This is a genomic window from Streptomyces sp. NPDC013455 (genome assembly GCF_040632975.1).
Lineage (GTDB): Bacteria > Actinomycetota > Actinomycetes > Streptomycetales > Streptomycetaceae > Streptomyces.
In genome coordinates this window covers 100034-117598 of record NZ_JBEYCX010000008.1, presented here as the reverse complement: position 1 = coordinate 117598, position 17565 = coordinate 100034, and the positions used below count along the sequence as shown (strand labels likewise).

Genomic DNA, 17565 nt, shown 5'->3' with positions numbered 1-17565 from the left:
GGCTCCGTCCGGCCCCCGGCCCTCACCCGGTGTAGAGGTCCCGCCGTTGCCTGGTGAACCGGCGCAGGGCCTCCGGCAGGGGCGTCACGCCGATGCCGGGGCCGTCCGGGACCGGCAGGTGGCCGTCCTGGAGGACGAACGGCTCGGTGATGTCCTCCGCGAAGTAGCGGCTGGACGCCGAGGTGTCCCCGGGGAGCGTGCAGCCGGGCAGCGCGGCCAGGGCCAGGTTCGGCGCGCGGCCGATACCGGTCTCCAGCATGCCGCCGCACCACACCGGCACGCCGTGCGCGTGGGCGACGTCGTGCACCCGGCGCGCCTCCAGGTAGCCGCCGACCCGGGCGGGTTTGACGTTCACCACCCGGCAGGCGTCCATGGCGATCGCGGAGGCGGTGTCGCGGGCGTGGTGCAGGGACTCGTCCAGGCAGACGGGGGTGGCCAGGCGCCGCTGGAGCAGGGCGTGGGCGTGCAGGTTGTTCTCCTCCAGCGGCTCCTCGATCAGCAGCAGCCCGAACGCGTCCAGCCGCCGCAGGTGCTCGGCATCGGCGAGGGTGTAGGCGGTGTTGGCGTCCACCTGGAGGGGGAGGTCGTCGCCGAAGCGCTCACGGACCGCGCGCACCGGCTCGACGTCCCAGCCGGGCTCGATCTTCAGCTTGATGCGGAGGTAGCCCTCGGCGAGGTGACGCGCCACGTCGTCCAGCAGCTCGGGGACCGAGTCCTTGATCCCGACGGAGACCCCGGCGGGCACCCGGTCGCGCACGGCGCCCAGGTAGGTGGCGAGCGACATGCCGTGGGACCGCAGCTCGGCGTCGAGGACCGCCGTCTCCAGGGCCGCCTTCGCCAGCTCGTGTCCCTTGATCTTCGCCATCGCGGGAGCCAGCGCGGCGGCGCCGAGCCGCGGCAGGGCGGCCACCCGGGGCAGCAGGAAGTCGCGCAGCACGATCTCGGCGCCGGCCACGAACTCCGAGCAGTACAGCGGCTCGGGGTCGGCGGCGAACTCCGACCAGCCCTCGGCGCGGTCGGTGACGACGCGCAGCAGGAAGGTGTCCTTCGCCGTCATGGTCCCGAAGGACGTGCGGAACGGGGTCACCAGGGGGATCGCCACGTGCACGATCTCCACGCGCTCCAGCTTCACGCGGCCCCCTCCGTCCGGGTGAGGGTGTACCAGCCGTCGCGGGACATCCCGGTGGCCCGGAAACCTCCCGCGAAGGCCTCCAGGAACACCTCGCGCAGCGCGTGCCGCCAGCGCAGCGCCAGCGCGGGATCGGCGGCCCGCAGCGCGACCACGTCGTCCGGGACCCGGCACCACGCGTGCCGCTCGCCGCGCCGCAGCAGCGGCCCGCCGTCGGGAGCCGTCCGGACGACGGATCCGCGCCCTCCGGCGCCGTACGCCCCGCCGGGCGCCCCGCCGTACGCCCCGCCATACGCCCCGCCGGGCGCGGGGTCCGGCTCCCCCGTCGCCGTCAGGTCCCAGGTCACCGTCAGCCGGTCGCTCTCGTCGCCGTCGTTCACGCCGTCGGCCATGGGGCCGTAGAAGTCGACCAGGTACGCGGTGCCGACGGCACCCAGCTTGACCAGGTTGAAGCGGGCGTTGCGGGCGACCAGCGGGTCGAAGGTCCAGCGCATGGAGGTGGCGCCGAGTTCGGCGGCCCAGTCGCGCTGGGCCCGTTTCACGGCCTGCCCGAGACCCCGCTCGGCGGCTGCCACCAGCGAGTACGCGCTGCGCTCGGGGCCGAGGACGGCCACGGCGGCTCCGGCCAGCCGGTGGCCGGCGAAGGCCGCGTGCACCGCGCCGCCGGCGTGCACCAGGCTGCGCAGGACCTCGGCCGGGTAGGGCGGGGCGGTACGGGGCGTCTGCCAGACGTCGCTGAAGTGGTCGGCGACGGCCGCGAGCCCGGCGACGTCGTCGACGGTACGGACGGTGACTGCTGCTGTCATGGGAAGGAGTCTCGGCGCCGCCGGCCCGGCGCGTGTTGTGCAGGCGGCCAAGACGGGCGTACGTTCGTTGCCCCATCCGCCAACCGGCAGCGAGGACCCTGTGGACGCCAACACCCTCGGCGACCTCCTGGAGGCCGCCGCCGACACCGGGCTCGGCGACCTGTTCGCGCTGGCCGACGCGATCGCGACGGCGGCCGGCGGGGCCACCGCGATCGAGGACCGGGAGCAGCGGATCCTCGCCTACTCCACGGTCGCCGGCCAGCCCGTGGACGAGGACCGCCGGCAGGGCATCCTCGGCCGGCAGGTACCGGCCAGCGCCGGGAACACCGAGCAGTACCGGCGGCTGTTCGCCGCCGACCGGCCGGTGCGGCTGCCCGCGCTGACCGGTACGGGCCTGCCCCGGCTGGCGATGCCGGTGCGGGCCGGCGGCGAGACCCTCGGCTCGGTGTGGGTGATCGACGGCGGCTCGCTCGCCCCGGACGCCGAGGACACCCTCGTCCAGGGCGCCTCCACCGCCGCCCTGATGCTGCTGCGGGCCCGTGCGGCGCGGGAGCTGGCCCGGCACAGGGGCGGCGACCTGCTGCGCCGGCTGCTGGACGGCACGGCGCCGGAACCGGCGACGGCGGCCGCCCGCCTGGGGGTGGACGGCCCGGCCCGGGTGGCGGCCTTCGTGCCGGACTCCGCCGCGAGCGTCCCGGACGCCGAACGCACCGCGCTGCGGCTGCTGGACGTCGTGCGCCTCCAGTGCGAGGTGCGCTACGGCCGGCAGGCGTGCGTGCTGGTCGACGGGGTGGTGTACGCGGTGCTGCCGGCCCCCGGGGAGCGGCACCGCGGGCTCGCCGAGGACATCGCGGCGCGGGCCGGGCAGGCGCTGCGGGTGCCGGTGCGGGCGGGGCTGGGCGAGGTGGTGCCGGGCCCGGCCGGGTTGGCGGACTCCCGGGCGGACGCGGACCTGGTGCTGCGCGTGCTGGACGCGGACCTGCCGGTGGCCGCCGTGGAGGAGGTGCGGCCCCGGGTGACGCTGCTGCGGCTGGCCGACGTGATGGCCGAGCACCGTGAGCTGGGGGCGGGCGCCTGGCGGCGGGTGCTGGCGTACGACGCCGGGCACGGCACCGAATACGCCCGCACACTGATCTGCTGGTTCGACGCGGGCTGCGACATGGCGGGCGCGGCGAAACTCCTCGCCGTCCATCCCAACACCTGCCGCTACCGCCTCAGACAGCTCCGGGAGCACGCCGGGATCGATCTGGACGACCCCGACGAACGGCTCACACTGTGGCTCCAGTTGCGGGTGCTGGCCGGGATCCGCGCAGCCACGCGCTGAGCCGGCTCTCGCACCGCCGGAGGTGGTCCACGGGGACGTACTCCCCCGCCGTGTGCGCCAGCGAGGGGTCTCCGGGGCCGTAGTTGAGCGCGGGCACGCCGAGCGCGGCGAACCGGGCGACGTCCGTCCACCCGAGCTTGGGCCGCGGCTCGGCGCCGAGCGCGCGGACGAGGGCGCCGACCCGGTCGAGGTGCGGCAGGGCGCCCCCGACGACCTCGGTGATCCGCACCTCGTACTCCGGGAAGAGCCCGCGCACGTACGCCTCCGCCTCGGCGGGCGAACGGCTGGGCGCGAAGCGGCCGTTGACGGTCACGACACACTCGTCGGGTACGACGTTGCCGGCCACCCCGGCGCGTACGGCGACGGCGCTCAGCCCCTCCCGGTACTCCAGGCCGTCGATCACGACGCGCTCGGGGACGTGCGCGTCGAGCCGCTGCAGCACCCGCCCGGCCTTGTGTGCCGCGTTGGTGCCCCGCCAGGCGCGGGCGGTGTGCGCGCGGGCGCCCCTGACCACGATGTCGGCGGTGAGGAAGCCCTGGCAGCCGGCCTCGACACCGGCGTCGGAGGGCTCCATGAGGATCGCGAGGTCGGCGTCTTGGAGCAGTCCCGGCCGGGCGGCGGCGATCCGCCCGAGCCCGTTCCGCTCCGCATCCACCTCCTCGCACTCGTAGAAGACGAAGGTGACGTCGCGGGCGGGCTCCGGCACGGTGGCCGCGAGCCGCAGCGCGACCGCGAGCCCGCCCTTCATGTCACAGGCGCCGAGCCCGTGGACCCGCCCGTCGGCGAGCCGGGAGGGCAGGTTCCCGGCGGCCGGCACGGTGTCCAGGTGGCCGGCGATCAGTACCCGTCCGGACCGCCCGAGCCCGGTCCGGGCGACGACGCAGTCGCCGACGCGCTCGACGGCGAGGTGGGGCAGTGCCCGCAGGGCCCCTTCGACGGCGTCCGCGATGTCCGCCTCCCGTCCGCTCTCGGAGGGCAGGTCGACGAGGGCACGGGTGAGTCCGACGACGTCGGCGGTGAGATCGAGACGGGTCATACGAGGTCTTCCCCCCGGGGTCCGGGCGGACGCGGTGTGCGCACGCGGGTCCTCGATGATGCGGACGGGGGAACGCCAACGGGTGTGCGGACCGGCCAAAGACGGGGGGCAGGGGTTGGCCGCCCGGCCAAAGAGCCGGGGTCGACAGGCCGGCCGGAGGGTGGGGGCCGGCAGGCCGGCCGGCACGGGCACCCCCGCGAGCCGGAGAGCCGGCGGGCCCGTTCGCTCAGCGCAGGGCCTCGGCGACCTCGCGGGCCGCCTCCACCACCCGCGCCCCGACCCGCTCCGGCACGGCGTCCGCCAGCATCACCACACCCACGCTGCCCTCGACCCCGGTCACCCCGACCAGCGGCGCCGCGGCCCCGCTCGCGCCCGCCTCCAGCTCACCGTGCGTGAGCGTGTACCCGGGGTCGGCGGACGGCGACTGCCGCGCGGCCAGGATGGCCTTGCCGGCCGCTCCGCGTTCCAGCGGATGCCGGAAACCGGCCCGGTAGGCCACGTGGTAGTCGGTCCAGGTGGGTTCCACCACCGCGACGGCGAGCGCCTCGGAACCGTCCACGAGCGTCAGGTGTGCCGTCGCGCCTATGTCCTCGGCCAGCGACCGCAGCGCGGGCAGCGCGGCCTCGCGGACCAGCGGGTGCACCTGGCGTCCCAGCCGCAGCACCCCGAGGCCGACCCGGGCTCGCCCGCCCAGGTCACGGCGTACGAGCGCGTGCTGCTCCAGCGTGGCGAGCAACCGGTACACCACGGTCCGGTTCACGCCCAGTTTGGTGGACAACTCGGTGACGGTCAGCCCGTGGTCCGTGTCGGCGAGCAGTTTGAGGACGCGCAGTCCCCGGTCGAGCGTCTGAGAGGTCTCCGCGGTCACGACGCCCACTCCTTTGGTGGTGAGGTCGGCGGACCCCTGGGCGACGGATGCGTCGCCGAGTCCCGTCGGCGACGCGCTTCAGAGGCCGCCGATCGGCAGGAAGGTCCGGCGGCTCCGGGCCATGTCGCTTCACGGCTGCGCTCCGCGGCGGCGCTGCCACGGGGCGTTGCGTAGCGGGACAGTAGCGAAGCCGGTTCGCTGAGCGGAAGTCTTCGTCCAGAATCCGGGCAAGACCAGATCCGGCCTGCCTGCATTCGTCCGGATACGCACACCCCACAGGGGGCCCTGCGGGGGGTTCCGGCCCGGCCGTCGGGGGCCGGAACACCCGTGTCGGGAGCCTTCGCGGCGGCCGGGCCGGCCGGAGCGGCGGGCCCGTCACCTCATCCGCGTGGCCCACTCCTGCATCTTGGCGATCCGCTGCCGCAGCTGCCCCGCCGTCGCCTCCGCGCTCGGCGGCCCCCCGCACACCCGACGCAGCTCGGTGTGGATCACGCCGTGCGGCTTGCCGCTCTGGTGCACGTACGCGCTGACCATGGTGTTCAGCTGCTTGCGCAGCTCCATCAGCTCCTTGTGCGTGACCACCGGCCGCCGCTCGGCCGGCAGCTCCAGCAGGTCGGCCTCGGTGTCCGGCTTCTTCCGGCTGTGCGCGATCTGCCGTGCCTGCCGCTTCTGGAGCAGCAACTGCACCTGCTCGGGCTCCAGCAGCCCCGGGATGCCCAGGTAGTCCTGCTCCTCCTCGCTCCCGGGATGGGCCTGCATGCCGAACTCGGCGCCGTCGTACAGCACCCGGTCGAACACGGCGTCGGACTCCAGCGCCTCGAAGGGCAGCATGTCCTGCTCGCCGGTGTCCTCGTCCTGCTCCTTGTTCGCCTCCTCCATCTCCTTCTCGGATTCGGCGTACGGGTCCTCCTCGCCCTCCTTCTTGGGCTTGTCCAGGGCGTGGTCCCGCTCCTTCTCCATCTCGTTGGCGAAGGTCAGCAGGTCGGGCACGGTGGGCAGGAACACGGACGCGGTCTCGCCGCGCCGCCGGGACCGTACGAAACGCCCGACGGCCTGCGCGAAGAAGAGCGGCGTCGAGATGGTCGTGGCGTACACGCCCACCGCCAGCCGCGGTACGTCGACGCCCTCGGACACCATCCGCACGGCGACCATCCACCGCTCGGTACTGGCGCTGAACTCGTCGATCTTCTTCGAGGCGCCGGCGTCGTCGGAGAGCACGAGCGTCGCCTTCGTGCCGGTGATCTCCCGGATGAGCTTGGCGTACGCGCGGGCGGAGTCCTGGTCGGAGGCGATGACCAGCGCACCCGCGTCCGGGATGGCCTTGCGGACCTCGGTCAGCCGCTGGTCGGCGGCGCGCAGCACGCTCGGCATCCAGTCGCCGCGCGGGTCGAGCGCCGTGCGCCACGCCTGGCTGACCGCGTCCTTGGTCATCGGCTCGCCGAGCCGGGCGGCGACCTCGTCTCCGGCCTTCGTGCGCCAGCGCATGTTGCCGCTGTAGGAGAGGAAGATGACCGGCCGGACGACCCCGTCCGCCAGGGCGGAGCCGTAGCCGTACGTGTAGTCGGCGGCGGAGCGGCGGATCCCGGCGTTGTCCTCCTCGTACGTCACGAAGGGGATCGGGTTGGTGTCGGAGCGGAACGGCGTACCGGTCAGCGCCAGCCGGCGGGTGGCCGGCTCGAACGCCTCCAGGCACGCCTCGCCCCAGGACTTGGAGTCACCGGCGTGGTGGATCTCGTCCAGGATCACGAGGGTCTTGCGCTGCTCGACCCGGTTGCGGTGCAGCATCGGGCGCACACCCACACCGGCGTACGTCACGGCGACCCCGTCGTACTCCCGGCCGAGCGGGCCCGCGCTGTACTCCGGGTCGAGCTTGATCCCTATCCGGGCCGCGGCCTCCGCCCACTGCTTCTTCAGGTGCTCGGTGGGTGCGACCACGGTCACCTGCTGGACCACGTGGTGGTGCAGCAGCCAGGAGGCCAGCGTCAGGGCGAAGGTCGTCTTGCCGGCGCCGGGCGTGGCGACGGCGAGGAAATCACGCGGCTGCTCCTGGATGTACTTCTCCATCGCCCCCTGCTGCCAGGCGCGCAGCTTGCTGGCGGTGCCCCACGGGGCCCGGCCCGGGAAAGCGGGCGAGAGGTGGTGGGAATGGGTGGAGGAAGCGGAGGATGCGGCGGTGGTAGTCACGGTCTCCGGGGATCAGTGGTCGGGGGCTCGGCTACGTATGACAACCGGGCCACCCTACCGGCGCCGCGGCGCCGTCAACGCGCGAACGAGGCCGGGTCGCCCGCGGGTGGGAGCCACGTCACAGCGGCCCCAGCTGCCCCTGCACGCACACTGCTTGGCAGGTCACGTGGGGTGACCGGTCACCGTGGGGGCAGGCGGCGGGTCACCCAGGCCCCCGCCAGCGCCACGGCCGCCATGGGCAGGAAGACGGCGGCGAAGGCGGCGGGATGGCCGGTGCCGGCCGCCGTGGCCGTGCCGTGCGCGGTGCTGCCGCCGCCCAGCGCGGCGAAAGCCGCGCCGGTCGCGGCCAGGAGGACCACGTTGGCGAGGGCGTCGGAGATCTGGAGGGCGGCGGAGTTGGCGCCGGCCTCCTCCGGGGCGGACAGCTCCAGCAGCAGGACGCTGCCGGACGAGATCACCAGCCCCATCCCGAAGCAGCCGACCGCCCAGGCGACGGCGACGATCCACACGGGCACGGAGTGCACGAGCACGCTCGGCGCGGTGACGATCGCCACGGCGACCAGCACCATCCCCAAGGTCATCAGCCGCTCCCGGTACGGCGTCACCCGCGGCCGGGACTGGACGAACGATCCCAGCGCCCACGTCCCGCCGCCGGCCGCCAGCGAGAAGCCGGCGAGCGTCGGCGGCAATCCGCGCTCGGTGACCAGCATCAGCGGCACGAAGGACTCGGCGGCGATGAAGGAACCGGCGGCCAGCCCGCGCAGCAGGACGACGGAGGGCAGGCCGCGGGCGGCCCGGTAGGTACCGCGCGGCAGCAGGCCCAGCACGGCGGGCACGAGCAGCGCGGCACCGGCCAGTCCGGGCAGCAGCGCGAGGGGCCGCAGGTCCTGGGCGGCGTACTGGAGGAGTCCGGCGCCGAGGGAGATGCCGAGCGCGAGCCGGATCCGCCGCCGGTCGAGGGCGGCGGATCCGGCTCCCGCGTCCACCGGCCCGGACGCCCGCCGGCGTATCTGCGGCAGGGCGAGGGCGAGCGGGAAGACGACGAGGGCCGGGATGCCGAGGAAGACCCAGCGCCAGCCGAGGTGCTCGGTGACGGCGCCGGAGGCGAGGGGGCCGACGATGGACGGTACGACCCAGCCGGCGGCGAAGGAGGCCATGATCGCGGGCCGCAGCCGCTCGGGGTAGGCGCGGCCGACGACGACGTACAGCGCCACGATGACCAGCCCGCCGCCCAGCCCCTGCACGGCCCGGCCGAGGATGAACACCCACATCTCCCGCGCGGTCCCGGCGACGACCAGCCCCGCGGCGAAGGCGCCGATGCCGGTGGTCAGCGCACCGAGCGGGCCCCGGCGGTCGGACCACTGCCCGGCGAGCACCATCCCGAAGAGGCTGGTCGTGAAGTATCCGGAGAAGGCGAACGCGTACAGCGCCACGCCGTGCAGCTCCCGGGCGGCGACGGGCATGGCGGTGCCGACGGCGGTCGCCTCGAAGGCGATCAGCACCACGACGGACACGATGCCGACACTGAGCGCCCGGTATGCGCGGCTCAGCACCCCGTCGTCCCGCGCGGCGGTGGAGGCGAGGACGTCCGGGTCACGGGACTCGAGGGCGCTCATGCCGCCAGAGTAAGGCCCACAACCCCGTTTGGCCCCTGTCAGTAGCCCGACCTCCCCTCCACCCTTGGTCCTACACCCCCGTTTCATGAACGCCGTATGGCAGTCCCGTTGCACCCCACCCCAACCCCTTGAGCCCCGCCCGCCCACCCCCGTACGTTCTCCTCACGAACACGGCCGTGACGCGGCCGAGAACGACAACAGAACACGGCCGTGTGCCCGAGTGGTTCAGGGGCTCGCCTGCACTGCACCCGACAGCGAGCTCCGCTCGCGGGGAGTCACGTGGGTCCGACTCCCACCACGGCCGAAAACGACAACAGAACACGGCCGTGTGCCCGAGTGGTTCAGGGGCTCGCCTGCACTGCACCCGACAGCGAGCTCCGCTCGCGGGGAGCCACGTGGGTCCGACTCCCACCACGGCCGAGAACGACAACAGAACACGGCCGTGTGCCCGAGTGGTTTAGGGGCTCGCCTGCAAAGCGAGTTACGTGGGTTCGATTCCCGCCACGGCCTCCATCGCGGCGCCATGGGCCGGGCTCGTGTCCGGACCGTGGCGTTGTGCGTTGGGCAGTGCATGCACCGTACTCACCTCGCCTGCGGGCTGCCGCTGCTCGTCTCGGCCTTCAGCGCCCTCGCCGCCGCGACTCCCGCTGCCGCCACCTCGGTCATCGGTTTCGGTGATCCGGCCTTCGGCAACGCCTGCACCAACCACGGCGACCCACGCGCCGGCGGCGGCACGACGCGGCACAGTGGCACCGCCGCCGGCCTCGGTGTCGTCCTGCCCGTCGGCAGCCCGGGGAACCAGTGCGGGACGCTGGGGCTGCCCACCTCCCTCCACGAGGCGGGCGGCATCGACGTGATCGGCACCCTGACGGGCGGGGAAGTCTGAAGGCGCCGTTCCCTTCCGCCCGCTCGCCTCAACTCTTCAGGGCGTCGTCACGGTCCACGGTAAGGCGGTGCGGACACGCCGAGTGAGGGGAAGCCGGATTGCACCGGGTCGGGGGGTCAGAGCGCGCCGCGTGTCTCGTCCTGGAGGAGTTGTGTCCAGTAGTGCCAGGTCGTGTCGGGCTGGGTGCCGGTTCGGTCCAGCGTGTTCAGGGTGTGGAGCATGGCGGCGGCCAGCTGGTCGTAGGCGGTGGTCGCCAGTTCGCGGGCCAGGTGGGTGTCGATCGTGCGCTCGTGGTGGATGAGCCACAGGGTGAACGCGAGCGTGGAGACGTCGGTGTTGAGGGCGTGGAGTGTCGCGTCCCGTTCGCTGAAGGTCAGCACCGTGCCCGTTCTGCCGTCGACCACCAGGCTGTGGTCCTCAAGGAGGTGGCCGAGGCGGATCAAGTGGTCGCAGTGGGCGGGGAGTTCCAGGTGCCGGCGGCCGGGGGCCTCCTCGGTGACGTACTCGCGGAGCGTCGGCAGCGGGACGTCCGTGTCGGCGCGGAAGAACACCGCCTCCTCCGGCAGCCCCGTCTCGCGCAGGAAGCGGCGCGTCGGCTCGTGGGTGAGCGTCCGCGGGAAGTCCACCTCCTCGAACCGGGCCACCCGGCCGTGCCCGAACTCCTGTTCCAGGACGCGGGCGGGGACGTCCAGGGTGAGCTCCGAGGCCGTACCGGGCCCGGCGACCAGGGCGAGGGGGCGGATCACGGCCGCCGCCTTCCAGTACGGCGGGACCTCGCCGTGCGTGCCCTCCTCGAAGAGCGCGAGGAGGCCGCGGGTGGCCTCGGCGACCGTCTTCGGGCCGTGGTGTCCCGCCAGGGAGGCGAACCGGCCGCGCAGGCCCGCCAGTTCCTCGGTCACCGCGGCGAAGCGCAGCAGCGTGGCGAGGGAGGGGGCGAAGGGGCGCTGGTCGGACGGGGCGAAGAGATAGGCCGTCGTGATCTCGCCCGTGGCGCCGTCGAGCAGGATCGACTCGCGCTCCATGCCGGCCGGGGTGAGCAGTTCGCCTATCACCAGGCGGCCCCGCAGCTCCTCGGCCAGCCGGAAGGGGGCGTCGGCGGCGTCGGCCAGCGTGCGCAGGCCGTGCTTGCGCAGCGGGGAGAAGGTCAGCAGGTCGGTCCGGGCGGGCAGGCCGGGGCCCGTGAGCAGGCCGCGCGTCGGCGCGTGCGTGACATGGCGGTCCAGCTCCGCCTCGGTCAGCGTGATCGCCGGAAGTTCGGCGTCGGTCGTGCTCATCGCTCCCCCGCGATCTCCCCGTGCGTGACAGGCGTGCGCACACCGTCGTGCGCGGCCCCGGGCAGGTGCCCCCACTGCTCGGCACCTTACGCCGCCCCACTGACAACGGCCCTCACGAGGGAGGACGTCCGGCGGGCCGGGCCCGTTGCGTCACGTGCGGGCGACCGTGCCGGGCGCGGTCACCGGTCCGTGACCACCGCCGCCTGCGGGCGGATCGGGAGGCGGTTGACCGGGCGGCCGGTGGCGGCACGGACGGCGGAGGCGACCGCCGCCGGGGCCGTCACCACCGGGACCGCGCTGACCGACTTGGCGCCGAAGGGGGCGACCACGTCCCGTTCCTCGACCAGCTTGACGATCCGGATGTCGGGGGCGTCCAGGGCGGTCGGCAGGGCGTAACCGGTCAGGTCGGGGTGGCGGACCAGGCCGCGCGGGGTGCGCAGGTTCTCGGTGAGGGCGATGCCCACGCCCTGGGTGACGCCGGCCTCGATACGGGCGGCCAGCTGGGCGGGGTTGAGGATCCGGCCGACGTCCTGGGCGACCGCGAGCTCCACCACCCGGACCGAGCCCAGCTCGACGTCGACGTCCACCACCGCGCGGATCGCGCAGAACGCGAGGCCCACGAAGGCGTCGCCCTGGCCGGCGGCGTTCAGCGGCTCGGTGGGGTGCGGGCGGCACTGGGCCGTGGCCCACAGTTCCTTGCCCTCCATCGCCTCGGCGACGGTCGTCGAGAGGACACCGTCGTACGAGGTGATCTTGCCGTCGGTGATCTGGAGCAGCTCGGTGGACATGCCGAACTTGTGCGCCAGCGGCTGGAGCAGTTGCGCGCGGACCATCTTGGCCGCCCGCTCCACCGCGCCGCCGGAGACCCAGGTGTGCCGCCCCCGGCAGCCCGCGCCGGCCGGCGGCTGGTCGGTGTCGACGGGGGCGACGTGGACCTCCTCGACCCCCAGGGTCTCCTGGACGATCTGCCGGGCCAGGGTGGTGAAGCCCTGCCCGGTCTCCACCGCCGCGCACAGCACGGTGGCGATGCCGTCGTGGACCTTGACCGTCGCCGTGGACACCTCGTCGGCGCCCTCCGCGCCGAGCATGTGCACCATGCCCAGGCCGTAGCCGACGCCCCGGCGCACCGCGCCCGGTTCGCCCGCGCCCTCGGGGCCGCCGGGCAGCAGCCACTCCTCCTCGGGGGTGTCCTTGGGCAGCGCGGGCAGCGGGAAGTCCCGTACCGCCTGGAGGAGTTCGGCGACCGGCGCCGGGCAGGTGACCGTCTGGCCGATCGGCAGGACGTCACCGGTGGCCAGGACGTTGCGCAGGCGCAGTTCGGCCGGGTCCAGGCCCAGCTTCTTCGCCAGCTTGTCCATCTGAGCCTCGTAGGCGGCGCACACCTGCATGGCGCCCTCGCCGCGCACATGGCCGGAGGGCGGGTTGTTGGTGCGCACGGCCCAGCCCTCGATGAAGGCGTTCGGGACGACGTACGGTCCGCACGCGAAGGAGACCGCGGCGGCCAGCGCGTCGCCGGAGGTGTCGGCGTACGCGCCCGCGTCCAGCAGGATCTGCGCCTCGACCTTGACCAGCCTGCCCTCGGCGTCGGCGTGGTGGCGGTAGCGCAGCAGGGTCGGGTGGCGGTGGGCGTGGCCGAGGAAGGACTCCTCGCGCGTGGCGGTGAGTTTCACCGGGCAGCCGGTCCTGAGCGCGAGCAGCCCGAGCGGCAGCTGGAAGCCCTGGTCCTCGCGGTCCGCCGTGGCGCCGGGCACCCCGGTGACGACGATCTTCACCCGATCGGGGGGCAGTCCGTAGCAGGCGGCGGCGGTGTTGCGGTCGGTGTGCGGGTCGGTCGAGGCCAGGTAGAGCTCCACCCCGCCGTCGGGACGCGGCACGGCGAGACCGGCCTCGGCGCCGATCGGGGCCGGGTCCTGGCGCCCTATGCGGTACAGCCCCTCGACCACGACCTCGCCGACCGCCTCCGGGTCGCCGTGGTGCAGCGGGATGTGCCGGATAAGGTTGCCGTCGGGGTGCAGCGACTCGGCCTCGAAGGACTGTTCCGGGTCGGTGACCGGGTCGAGCACCTCGTACTCGACGATGACGGCGGCGGCGGCCATCCGCGCGGTGTCCGGGTGGTCGGCGGCGACCGCGGCGATGGGCTCGCCGTGGTGCCGTACGACCTCCGAGGCGAACACCGGCCGGTCGGGTGTGCCCCGGCCGTGGCGGGGGGTCCCGGGCACGTCCTCGTGGGTGATGACGGCGCGGACGCCGGGCATCTCGCGCGCGTGGGTGGTGTCGATGGACACGATGCGCGCGTGCGCGTGCGGGGAGCGCAGCACGGCCGCCCAGAGCAGGCCCTCGGCCCACAGGTCGGCCGCGTACGGGAAGGTGCCCTCGGTCTTGGCGCGGGCGTCGGCGTGCGGCAGGGAGGAGCCGAGGCCGTGCGGCAACGGCTCGGCCGCGGGTGCGGGGTCCGCGGCGGTGGTCGCGGTGCCGGCTTCGTTGCTCACGCCTGGCCTCCGTCCTGGCCGTAGTGCTGGTCCTGCGGTCCCGGCGGGGCGCCGTAGGGGTCGGGCGACGCGCCGTAGGAGTCGGGCTGGTCACCGTACGGGGCGGGGGCGTCGCCGTACGGGGCGGGGGCGTCGCCGTACGGGGCGGGGGCGTCGCCGTACGGGCCGCCGTGGGCGTCGTAGCCGTCCGGGGCGGTCCGCGGGGTGTCGAAGGCGCCCGGCGCCTCGAACGCCGACGGGTGGACACCGCCGGAGCCGGGGCCCGCCTGGTGCGGGATGCGCGTCTCGTCCGGGTCCGTGCCGGCGCCGGCCTGGGTCGCCTCCCGTTCGGCGACGACTTCCTTGACGGCTTCCAGGACGCCCCGGTAGCCGGAGCAGCGGCACAGGTTGCCGCACAGCGCCTGGCGGGTCTCCAGCTCGGTCGGCGCCGGGTTGCCCTCCAGCAGGTCGTGGACGGTCATCGCCATGCCCGGCACGCAGAAACCGCACTGCACGGCCCCGCAGCGGGCGAGGGCGCGCTGCACGTCGGAGGGCTGTCCGTCGGCGGCCAGCCCCTCGACCGTCCGTACCTCGCTGCCGGCCGCGGTGACCGCCGGGACCAGGCAGGAGGCCACCAGGCGGCCGTCCACCTGCACGTTGCACGCCCCGCACTCGCCCTGGGAGCAGCCGTCCTTGGCACCCGCCAGGCCGAGCCGTTCGCGCAGCACGTACAGCAGGGACTCACCGATCCAGGCGTCGGTGACCGGGCGGTCGGCGCCGTTGACGCGCAGGACGTAGGAGGCGAGGGGGTGGTCGTCGTGCGGGGAGTGGGGCACGGCCGGCTGCTCGGCGTCCCCGGCGGCATCACCGTCGTCGGCGGCACCTCCGGCGAGGACTTCCCCGTCGGCGGCGGCACCGTCGAGGGCACGACCGTCGGCGGCACCATCGGCGGCACCGTCGAGGGCACGACCGTCGGCGGCACCATCGGCGGCACCGTCGAGGGCACGACCGTCGGCGGCACCGTCGGCGGCGGCCTCCGGGCTGCCGGCCGCTCCGGCGCCGGCGGGTACGGCCCCCTCGGCCGCTCCGGCGCCGGCGGGTACGGCCCCCTCGGACGCTCCGGCGCCGGCGGGTACGGCCGCCTCGTCCGGTACGCGCGCGTGTTCCGGCGCCGCCGGGTCGGTGGACCGCCCGGCCTCCGGAACGGCCGGGGAGCCGGCCTGGTCGACGTCGGTCGGGATGGGGGCGGGCTGTTCCGTCACGCCGTGGGCGGGCGTGTCCGTGGCGCCGGGCACCGGCGGGCCGGCCTGGTCCGCGGCGTCGCCGGCCGCCACCGGGCCGTGGGGGGCCGCCGGCTCGGCGGTGGGATGCGTCGTGGCGGGCTCGGGGACGGTGGCCGCGTCCGCCGGCCCGTCGTGGCGCGCGGGGCCGTCTGCGGGGCGTGCCGGGGCCTGCGCGAGGTCGTGGGCCGCCGCCTCGGGCGCCGGTCCGGGCTGGGCGTGCCGCTGCCCGGCCGGGAGCGGCTCGGCGGCACCGGCCTGTGCGACGACGTCCCCGGGCGTGCGGACGTCCCCGGGCGTGTCGTCGGGGCGCCCGGCGTGCTCGGCGGAACCGGGTCCGGCCTGTCCGGGTCCGGCCTGTCCGGGTCCGGCCTGTCCGGGTCGGGCCTGTCCGGGTCGGGCCTGTCCGGGTCGGGCCTGTCCGGGTCCGGCCTGTCCGAAGTCGCCGTGAGCGCCGTCCGGGTGGCCGGCACCGGCGTGCGCGGCACCGGCGTGAGAACCGTCCACCGGCCCGGCATCGGCGTGCCCGTCCGCAGCGTGACCGCCCTCGGCGCCCGCGTGCCCGTGACCGGCCTCGAGGGGCCCGGCCCCGGTGTGCTCCGCGTCCGCGGGCCCCGCCTCCGGCTGCCTTCCGGCCTCCCCGGTGCCGTCGTCCGCGTCGTGGCCGGCGGGACCGTGCGCGTACCCGCCCTCGGGGCCGTGGCCGTGGCCGTCCGCCGGAAGGTAGCCGTCCTGCGGCGCGTAGCCGTCCGCCGGCCCGTACCCGTCCTCCGCCGCGTGGCCGTCCCCCGGCCCGTGGCCGTCCTCCGGTGCGTGGCCGTCCTCCGGTGCATGGCCGTCTCCCGGCCGGTACCCGTCCTCGGCCGCGTACCCGTCTCCAGGCGCATGACCGTCCTCCGGCCGGTACCCGTCCTCGGGCGCGTAGCCGTCCTCGGGCGCGTACCCGTCCTCGGGCGCGTAGCCGTTCCCCGGTGCGTACGCGCCGCCCGCGTGGGGCGTCGGTGGCTCGGTGCCGCCCGCCGGGTGGGCGCCGGTGTGGTCCGGCAGGGGCGGGTGGCCGACGGGGTCGGTGGGGTCGGTGGCGGGCCGCGGGTCGGCCGGGGCGCCCCAGGAGCGGCCCGCGCCGTCCGTCGCCCAGGGTGCCGGGGCGCCGCCGGGCAGGGTGGCCGGCGGGGTGCCGCCCCACTGCTCGACCAGCGAGGACGTGGTGTACTCGCCGGACTCGTCCGGGAGGTCGCCGCCGGCGACGGGGATGGACCACTGCCCGGTGACGTCGTGTCCCGGGGCGGCCGGGGCCGCGGGCTCCTCGAAGGTCCAGTGCTGGGTGGCACCGGGCTGGTACGTGAACCGGTCGTCCGCGGCCCCCGGCTGGGCCGGCGCGGCGCCGGGGTCGGGCCACTGGGCACCGCCGCCGGGCGCGGGCCAGGTGTCCTGGGCGCCTTCGGTGTGCGCGGCCGTGATCTGCGGCGGCACGTAGCCGTGTCCGGGCGCGGCCAGCGGGCTGTCGCCGGACAGCAGGGCGTCGATGCCGCCCTCGGGGAGCTTGACGAAGGCGGTGGCGCCGTCGTCGTAGTCGCCCTGGGGCAGCGGGTTCCAGCGTCCGCCGCCCTGGGGCGTGCCCTCTCCGTGCTGGTCGTCGGTCACGACAGCGCCCTCCCCAGTGCTCGTCGGGCCAGTGCGGCGACGGTTCGCCGCAGGTGCAGTACGGCGGGCGGAAGCGGGGTCACCGAGCCGTCGGACTCGGGGGCCGGGTCGGGGATGCAGGCCGCGGCGACGTACTCCCCGAAGGCGTGCAGGGCCTCCGGGACGAGCGCGCGGTCGTTGTCCCAGTCGATGAGCCGGGCGACCCACTCCTCGGCCTCCAGGGGCCTGAGCGGCATCGGCGCGATGGCCCCGACGGCGCAGCGCACACCCCGCCGGGCGGGGTCGAGGACCAGGGCCACGGAGGCCAGCGCGCGGCCCGGGCCGGTGCGTCCGGTCGCCTTGAGGAAGACCTGCGGGGCGTGCAGCAGCGGTACGCGCACGTAGCCGATGAGCTCGCCGCCGCGCAGCATCTCCATGCCGGCCAGCAGGTGCGACACCGGGATCTCCCGGCGGGCTCCGCCCGCGCCCGCGATGATCAGCGTCGCCTCCAGGGCGGCCAGCACCGGCAGCGCGTCCCCGGTGGGGGCGGCCGAGGCGATGTTGCCGCCCAGGGTGCCCGCGTTGCGGATGTGCGGCGGGCCGGCGGCGCGCGCGGCGGCGGCGAGCGCCGGGATCAGTGCCGCGAAGTCGGGGCGGCCCATGCGCGCGTGCGTGAGGCCCGCGCCGAGCAGCGCGTGGCCGTCCTGGTACTGCCAGCCGCGGATCTCGCTGATCCGGCCGAGGCCCACCAGCGCGGCGGGCCTGAGCTGGCCGGAGTTGACGGCGGCCATGAGGTCGGTGCCGCCCGCCACGGGGACGGCGGCGGGCACGGCGGTGAGGGCCGCCACGGCCTCGTCCAGCGTCGTGGGCAGCGTGACGGCCTGCGCCGCCTGCGGTGCGTGCGTGGTCAAACCGGCTGCCCCTTCCCGCTGCCCCACCTGGTCCCGCCTGTGCTGCCGTACGGTACGTGCTGACAGGGCGGACGACGCAACTCTGGCACATCTTCGCAACGCCCGAACGCGGGGGTCCGCTAGGAGACATTCGCCCACCTCACCGGGGAGATGGTCCGTT

General features: G+C 75.3%; 12 protein-coding genes and 3 tRNA genes. 5 read left to right on the top strand and 10 right to left on the bottom strand.

All coding sequences use genetic code 11. The features are described from left to right. Positions 1–22: 22 nt before the first annotated feature. Both menC and ABZ576_RS15450 read right to left on the bottom strand, forming a co-directional pair. Positions 23–1132: an o-succinylbenzoate synthase gene (menC, locus tag ABZ576_RS15455; protein WP_360740287.1), complete on the bottom strand. Its 1110-nt coding sequence runs from the start codon at positions 1130–1132 to the stop codon at positions 23–25. Next, positions 1129–1935 carry a chorismate synthase gene (locus ABZ576_RS15450; RefSeq protein WP_360740285.1) on the bottom strand — a complete coding sequence of 269 codons (807 nt, stop codon included), beginning with the start codon at positions 1933–1935 and terminating at the stop codon, positions 1129–1131. The genes menC and ABZ576_RS15450 overlap by 4 nt, the downstream gene beginning before the upstream one ends. A 100-nt stretch (positions 1936–2035) precedes the next feature. Here ABZ576_RS15450 and ABZ576_RS15445 point away from each other — a divergent pair, with 100 nt between their 5' ends. Then, the gene (locus tag ABZ576_RS15445) at positions 2036–3259 is read left to right on the top strand and encodes a helix-turn-helix domain-containing protein (RefSeq protein WP_360740282.1); all 1224 of its coding nucleotides are present in this window, start codon (positions 2036–2038) and stop codon (positions 3257–3259) included. Here the strand turns inward: ABZ576_RS15445 and dapE are convergent. The 4 genes from dapE to ABZ576_RS15425 all read right to left on the bottom strand — a co-directional run bounded on the left by dapE (position 3204) and on the right by ABZ576_RS15425 (position 8963). Beyond that, on the bottom strand, positions 3204–4295 hold the full coding sequence (gene dapE / locus ABZ576_RS15440; RefSeq protein WP_360740279.1) for a succinyl-diaminopimelate desuccinylase: 1092 nt from the start codon (positions 4293–4295) through the stop codon (positions 3204–3206). The two genes, ABZ576_RS15445 and dapE, sit on opposite strands and share 56 nt — an antisense overlap. A gap of 226 nt (positions 4296–4521) precedes the next feature. Continuing rightward, positions 4522–5163, bottom strand: coding sequence for a helix-turn-helix domain-containing protein (locus tag ABZ576_RS15435; RefSeq protein WP_360740276.1), 642 nt, complete (start codon positions 5161–5163; stop codon positions 4522–4524). A gap of 375 nt (positions 5164–5538) precedes the next feature. Continuing rightward, entirely contained in the window at positions 5539–7347 is a 1809-nt protein-coding gene (locus ABZ576_RS15430; RefSeq protein ID WP_360740273.1) for a DEAD/DEAH box helicase, read from the bottom strand. Positions 7348–7526: 179 nt separating this feature from the next. Beyond that, positions 7527–8963, bottom strand: a complete 1437-nt coding sequence (locus ABZ576_RS15425; RefSeq protein ID WP_360740270.1) for an MFS transporter — start codon at positions 8961–8963, stop codon at positions 7527–7529. 206 nt (positions 8964–9169) lie between these two features. On the opposite strand from ABZ576_RS15425, the gene ABZ576_RS15420 reads away from it, so the two are divergent. The 4 genes from ABZ576_RS15420 to ABZ576_RS15405 all read left to right on the top strand — a co-directional run bounded on the left by ABZ576_RS15420 (position 9170) and on the right by ABZ576_RS15405 (position 9849). Continuing rightward, positions 9170–9267 (top strand) — tRNA-OTHER (locus tag ABZ576_RS15420). Positions 9268–9285: 18 nt separating this feature from the next. After that, positions 9286–9383: transfer RNA gene (locus tag ABZ576_RS15415), tRNA-OTHER, on the top strand. Positions 9384–9401: 18 nt separating this feature from the next. After that, positions 9402–9476, top strand: a tRNA-Cys gene (locus ABZ576_RS15410). A 58-nt stretch (positions 9477–9534) separates the two neighbouring features. Next, entirely contained in the window at positions 9535–9849 is a 315-nt protein-coding gene (locus ABZ576_RS15405; RefSeq protein WP_360740267.1) for a hypothetical protein, read from the top strand. Between the two features lie 116 nt (positions 9850–9965). On the opposite strand, the gene ABZ576_RS15400 is transcribed toward ABZ576_RS15405, so the two are convergent. The 4 genes from ABZ576_RS15400 to ABZ576_RS15385 all read right to left on the bottom strand — a co-directional run bounded on the left by ABZ576_RS15400 (position 9966) and on the right by ABZ576_RS15385 (position 17405). Further along, positions 9966–11123, bottom strand: coding sequence for an SUKH-4 family immunity protein (locus tag ABZ576_RS15400; RefSeq protein ID WP_360740264.1), 1158 nt, complete (start codon positions 11121–11123; stop codon positions 9966–9968). 179 nt (positions 11124–11302) lie between these two features. Continuing rightward, entirely contained in the window at positions 11303–13612 is a 2310-nt protein-coding gene (locus tag ABZ576_RS15395) for a molybdopterin cofactor-binding domain-containing protein (RefSeq protein ID WP_360740261.1), read from the bottom strand. Next, positions 13609–16515 carry a 2Fe-2S iron-sulfur cluster-binding protein gene (locus tag ABZ576_RS15390; protein WP_360740258.1) on the bottom strand — a complete coding sequence of 969 codons (2907 nt, stop codon included), beginning with the start codon at positions 16513–16515 and terminating at the stop codon, positions 13609–13611. The genes ABZ576_RS15395 and ABZ576_RS15390 overlap by 4 nt, the downstream gene beginning before the upstream one ends. Next, the gene (locus tag ABZ576_RS15385; RefSeq protein WP_360740255.1) at positions 16512–17405 is read right to left on the bottom strand and encodes an FAD binding domain-containing protein; all 894 of its coding nucleotides are present in this window, start codon (positions 17403–17405) and stop codon (positions 16512–16514) included. Before ABZ576_RS15385 ends, ABZ576_RS15390 begins: the two co-directional genes overlap by 4 nt. Positions 17406–17565: the final 160 nt, after the last annotated feature.

Bases quoted from the DNA above. Each gene is read 5' to 3' on its own strand.
- ABZ576_RS15425 (WP_360740270.1), bottom strand. From the start codon at position 8,963: ATGAGCGCCCTCGAGTCCCGTGACCCGGACGTCCTCGCCTCCACCGCC.
- dapE (WP_360740279.1), bottom strand. From the start codon at position 4,295: ATGACCCGTCTCGATCTCACCGCCGACGTCGTCGGACTCACCCGTGCC.
- ABZ576_RS15400 (WP_360740264.1), bottom strand. From the start codon at position 11,123: ATGAGCACGACCGACGCCGAACTTCCGGCGATCACGCTGACCGAGGCG.
- ABZ576_RS15450 (WP_360740285.1), bottom strand. From the start codon at position 1,935: ATGACAGCAGCAGTCACCGTCCGTACCGTCGACGACGTCGCCGGGCTC.
- ABZ576_RS15405 (WP_360740267.1), top strand. From the start codon at position 9,535: ATGCACCGTACTCACCTCGCCTGCGGGCTGCCGCTGCTCGTCTCGGCC.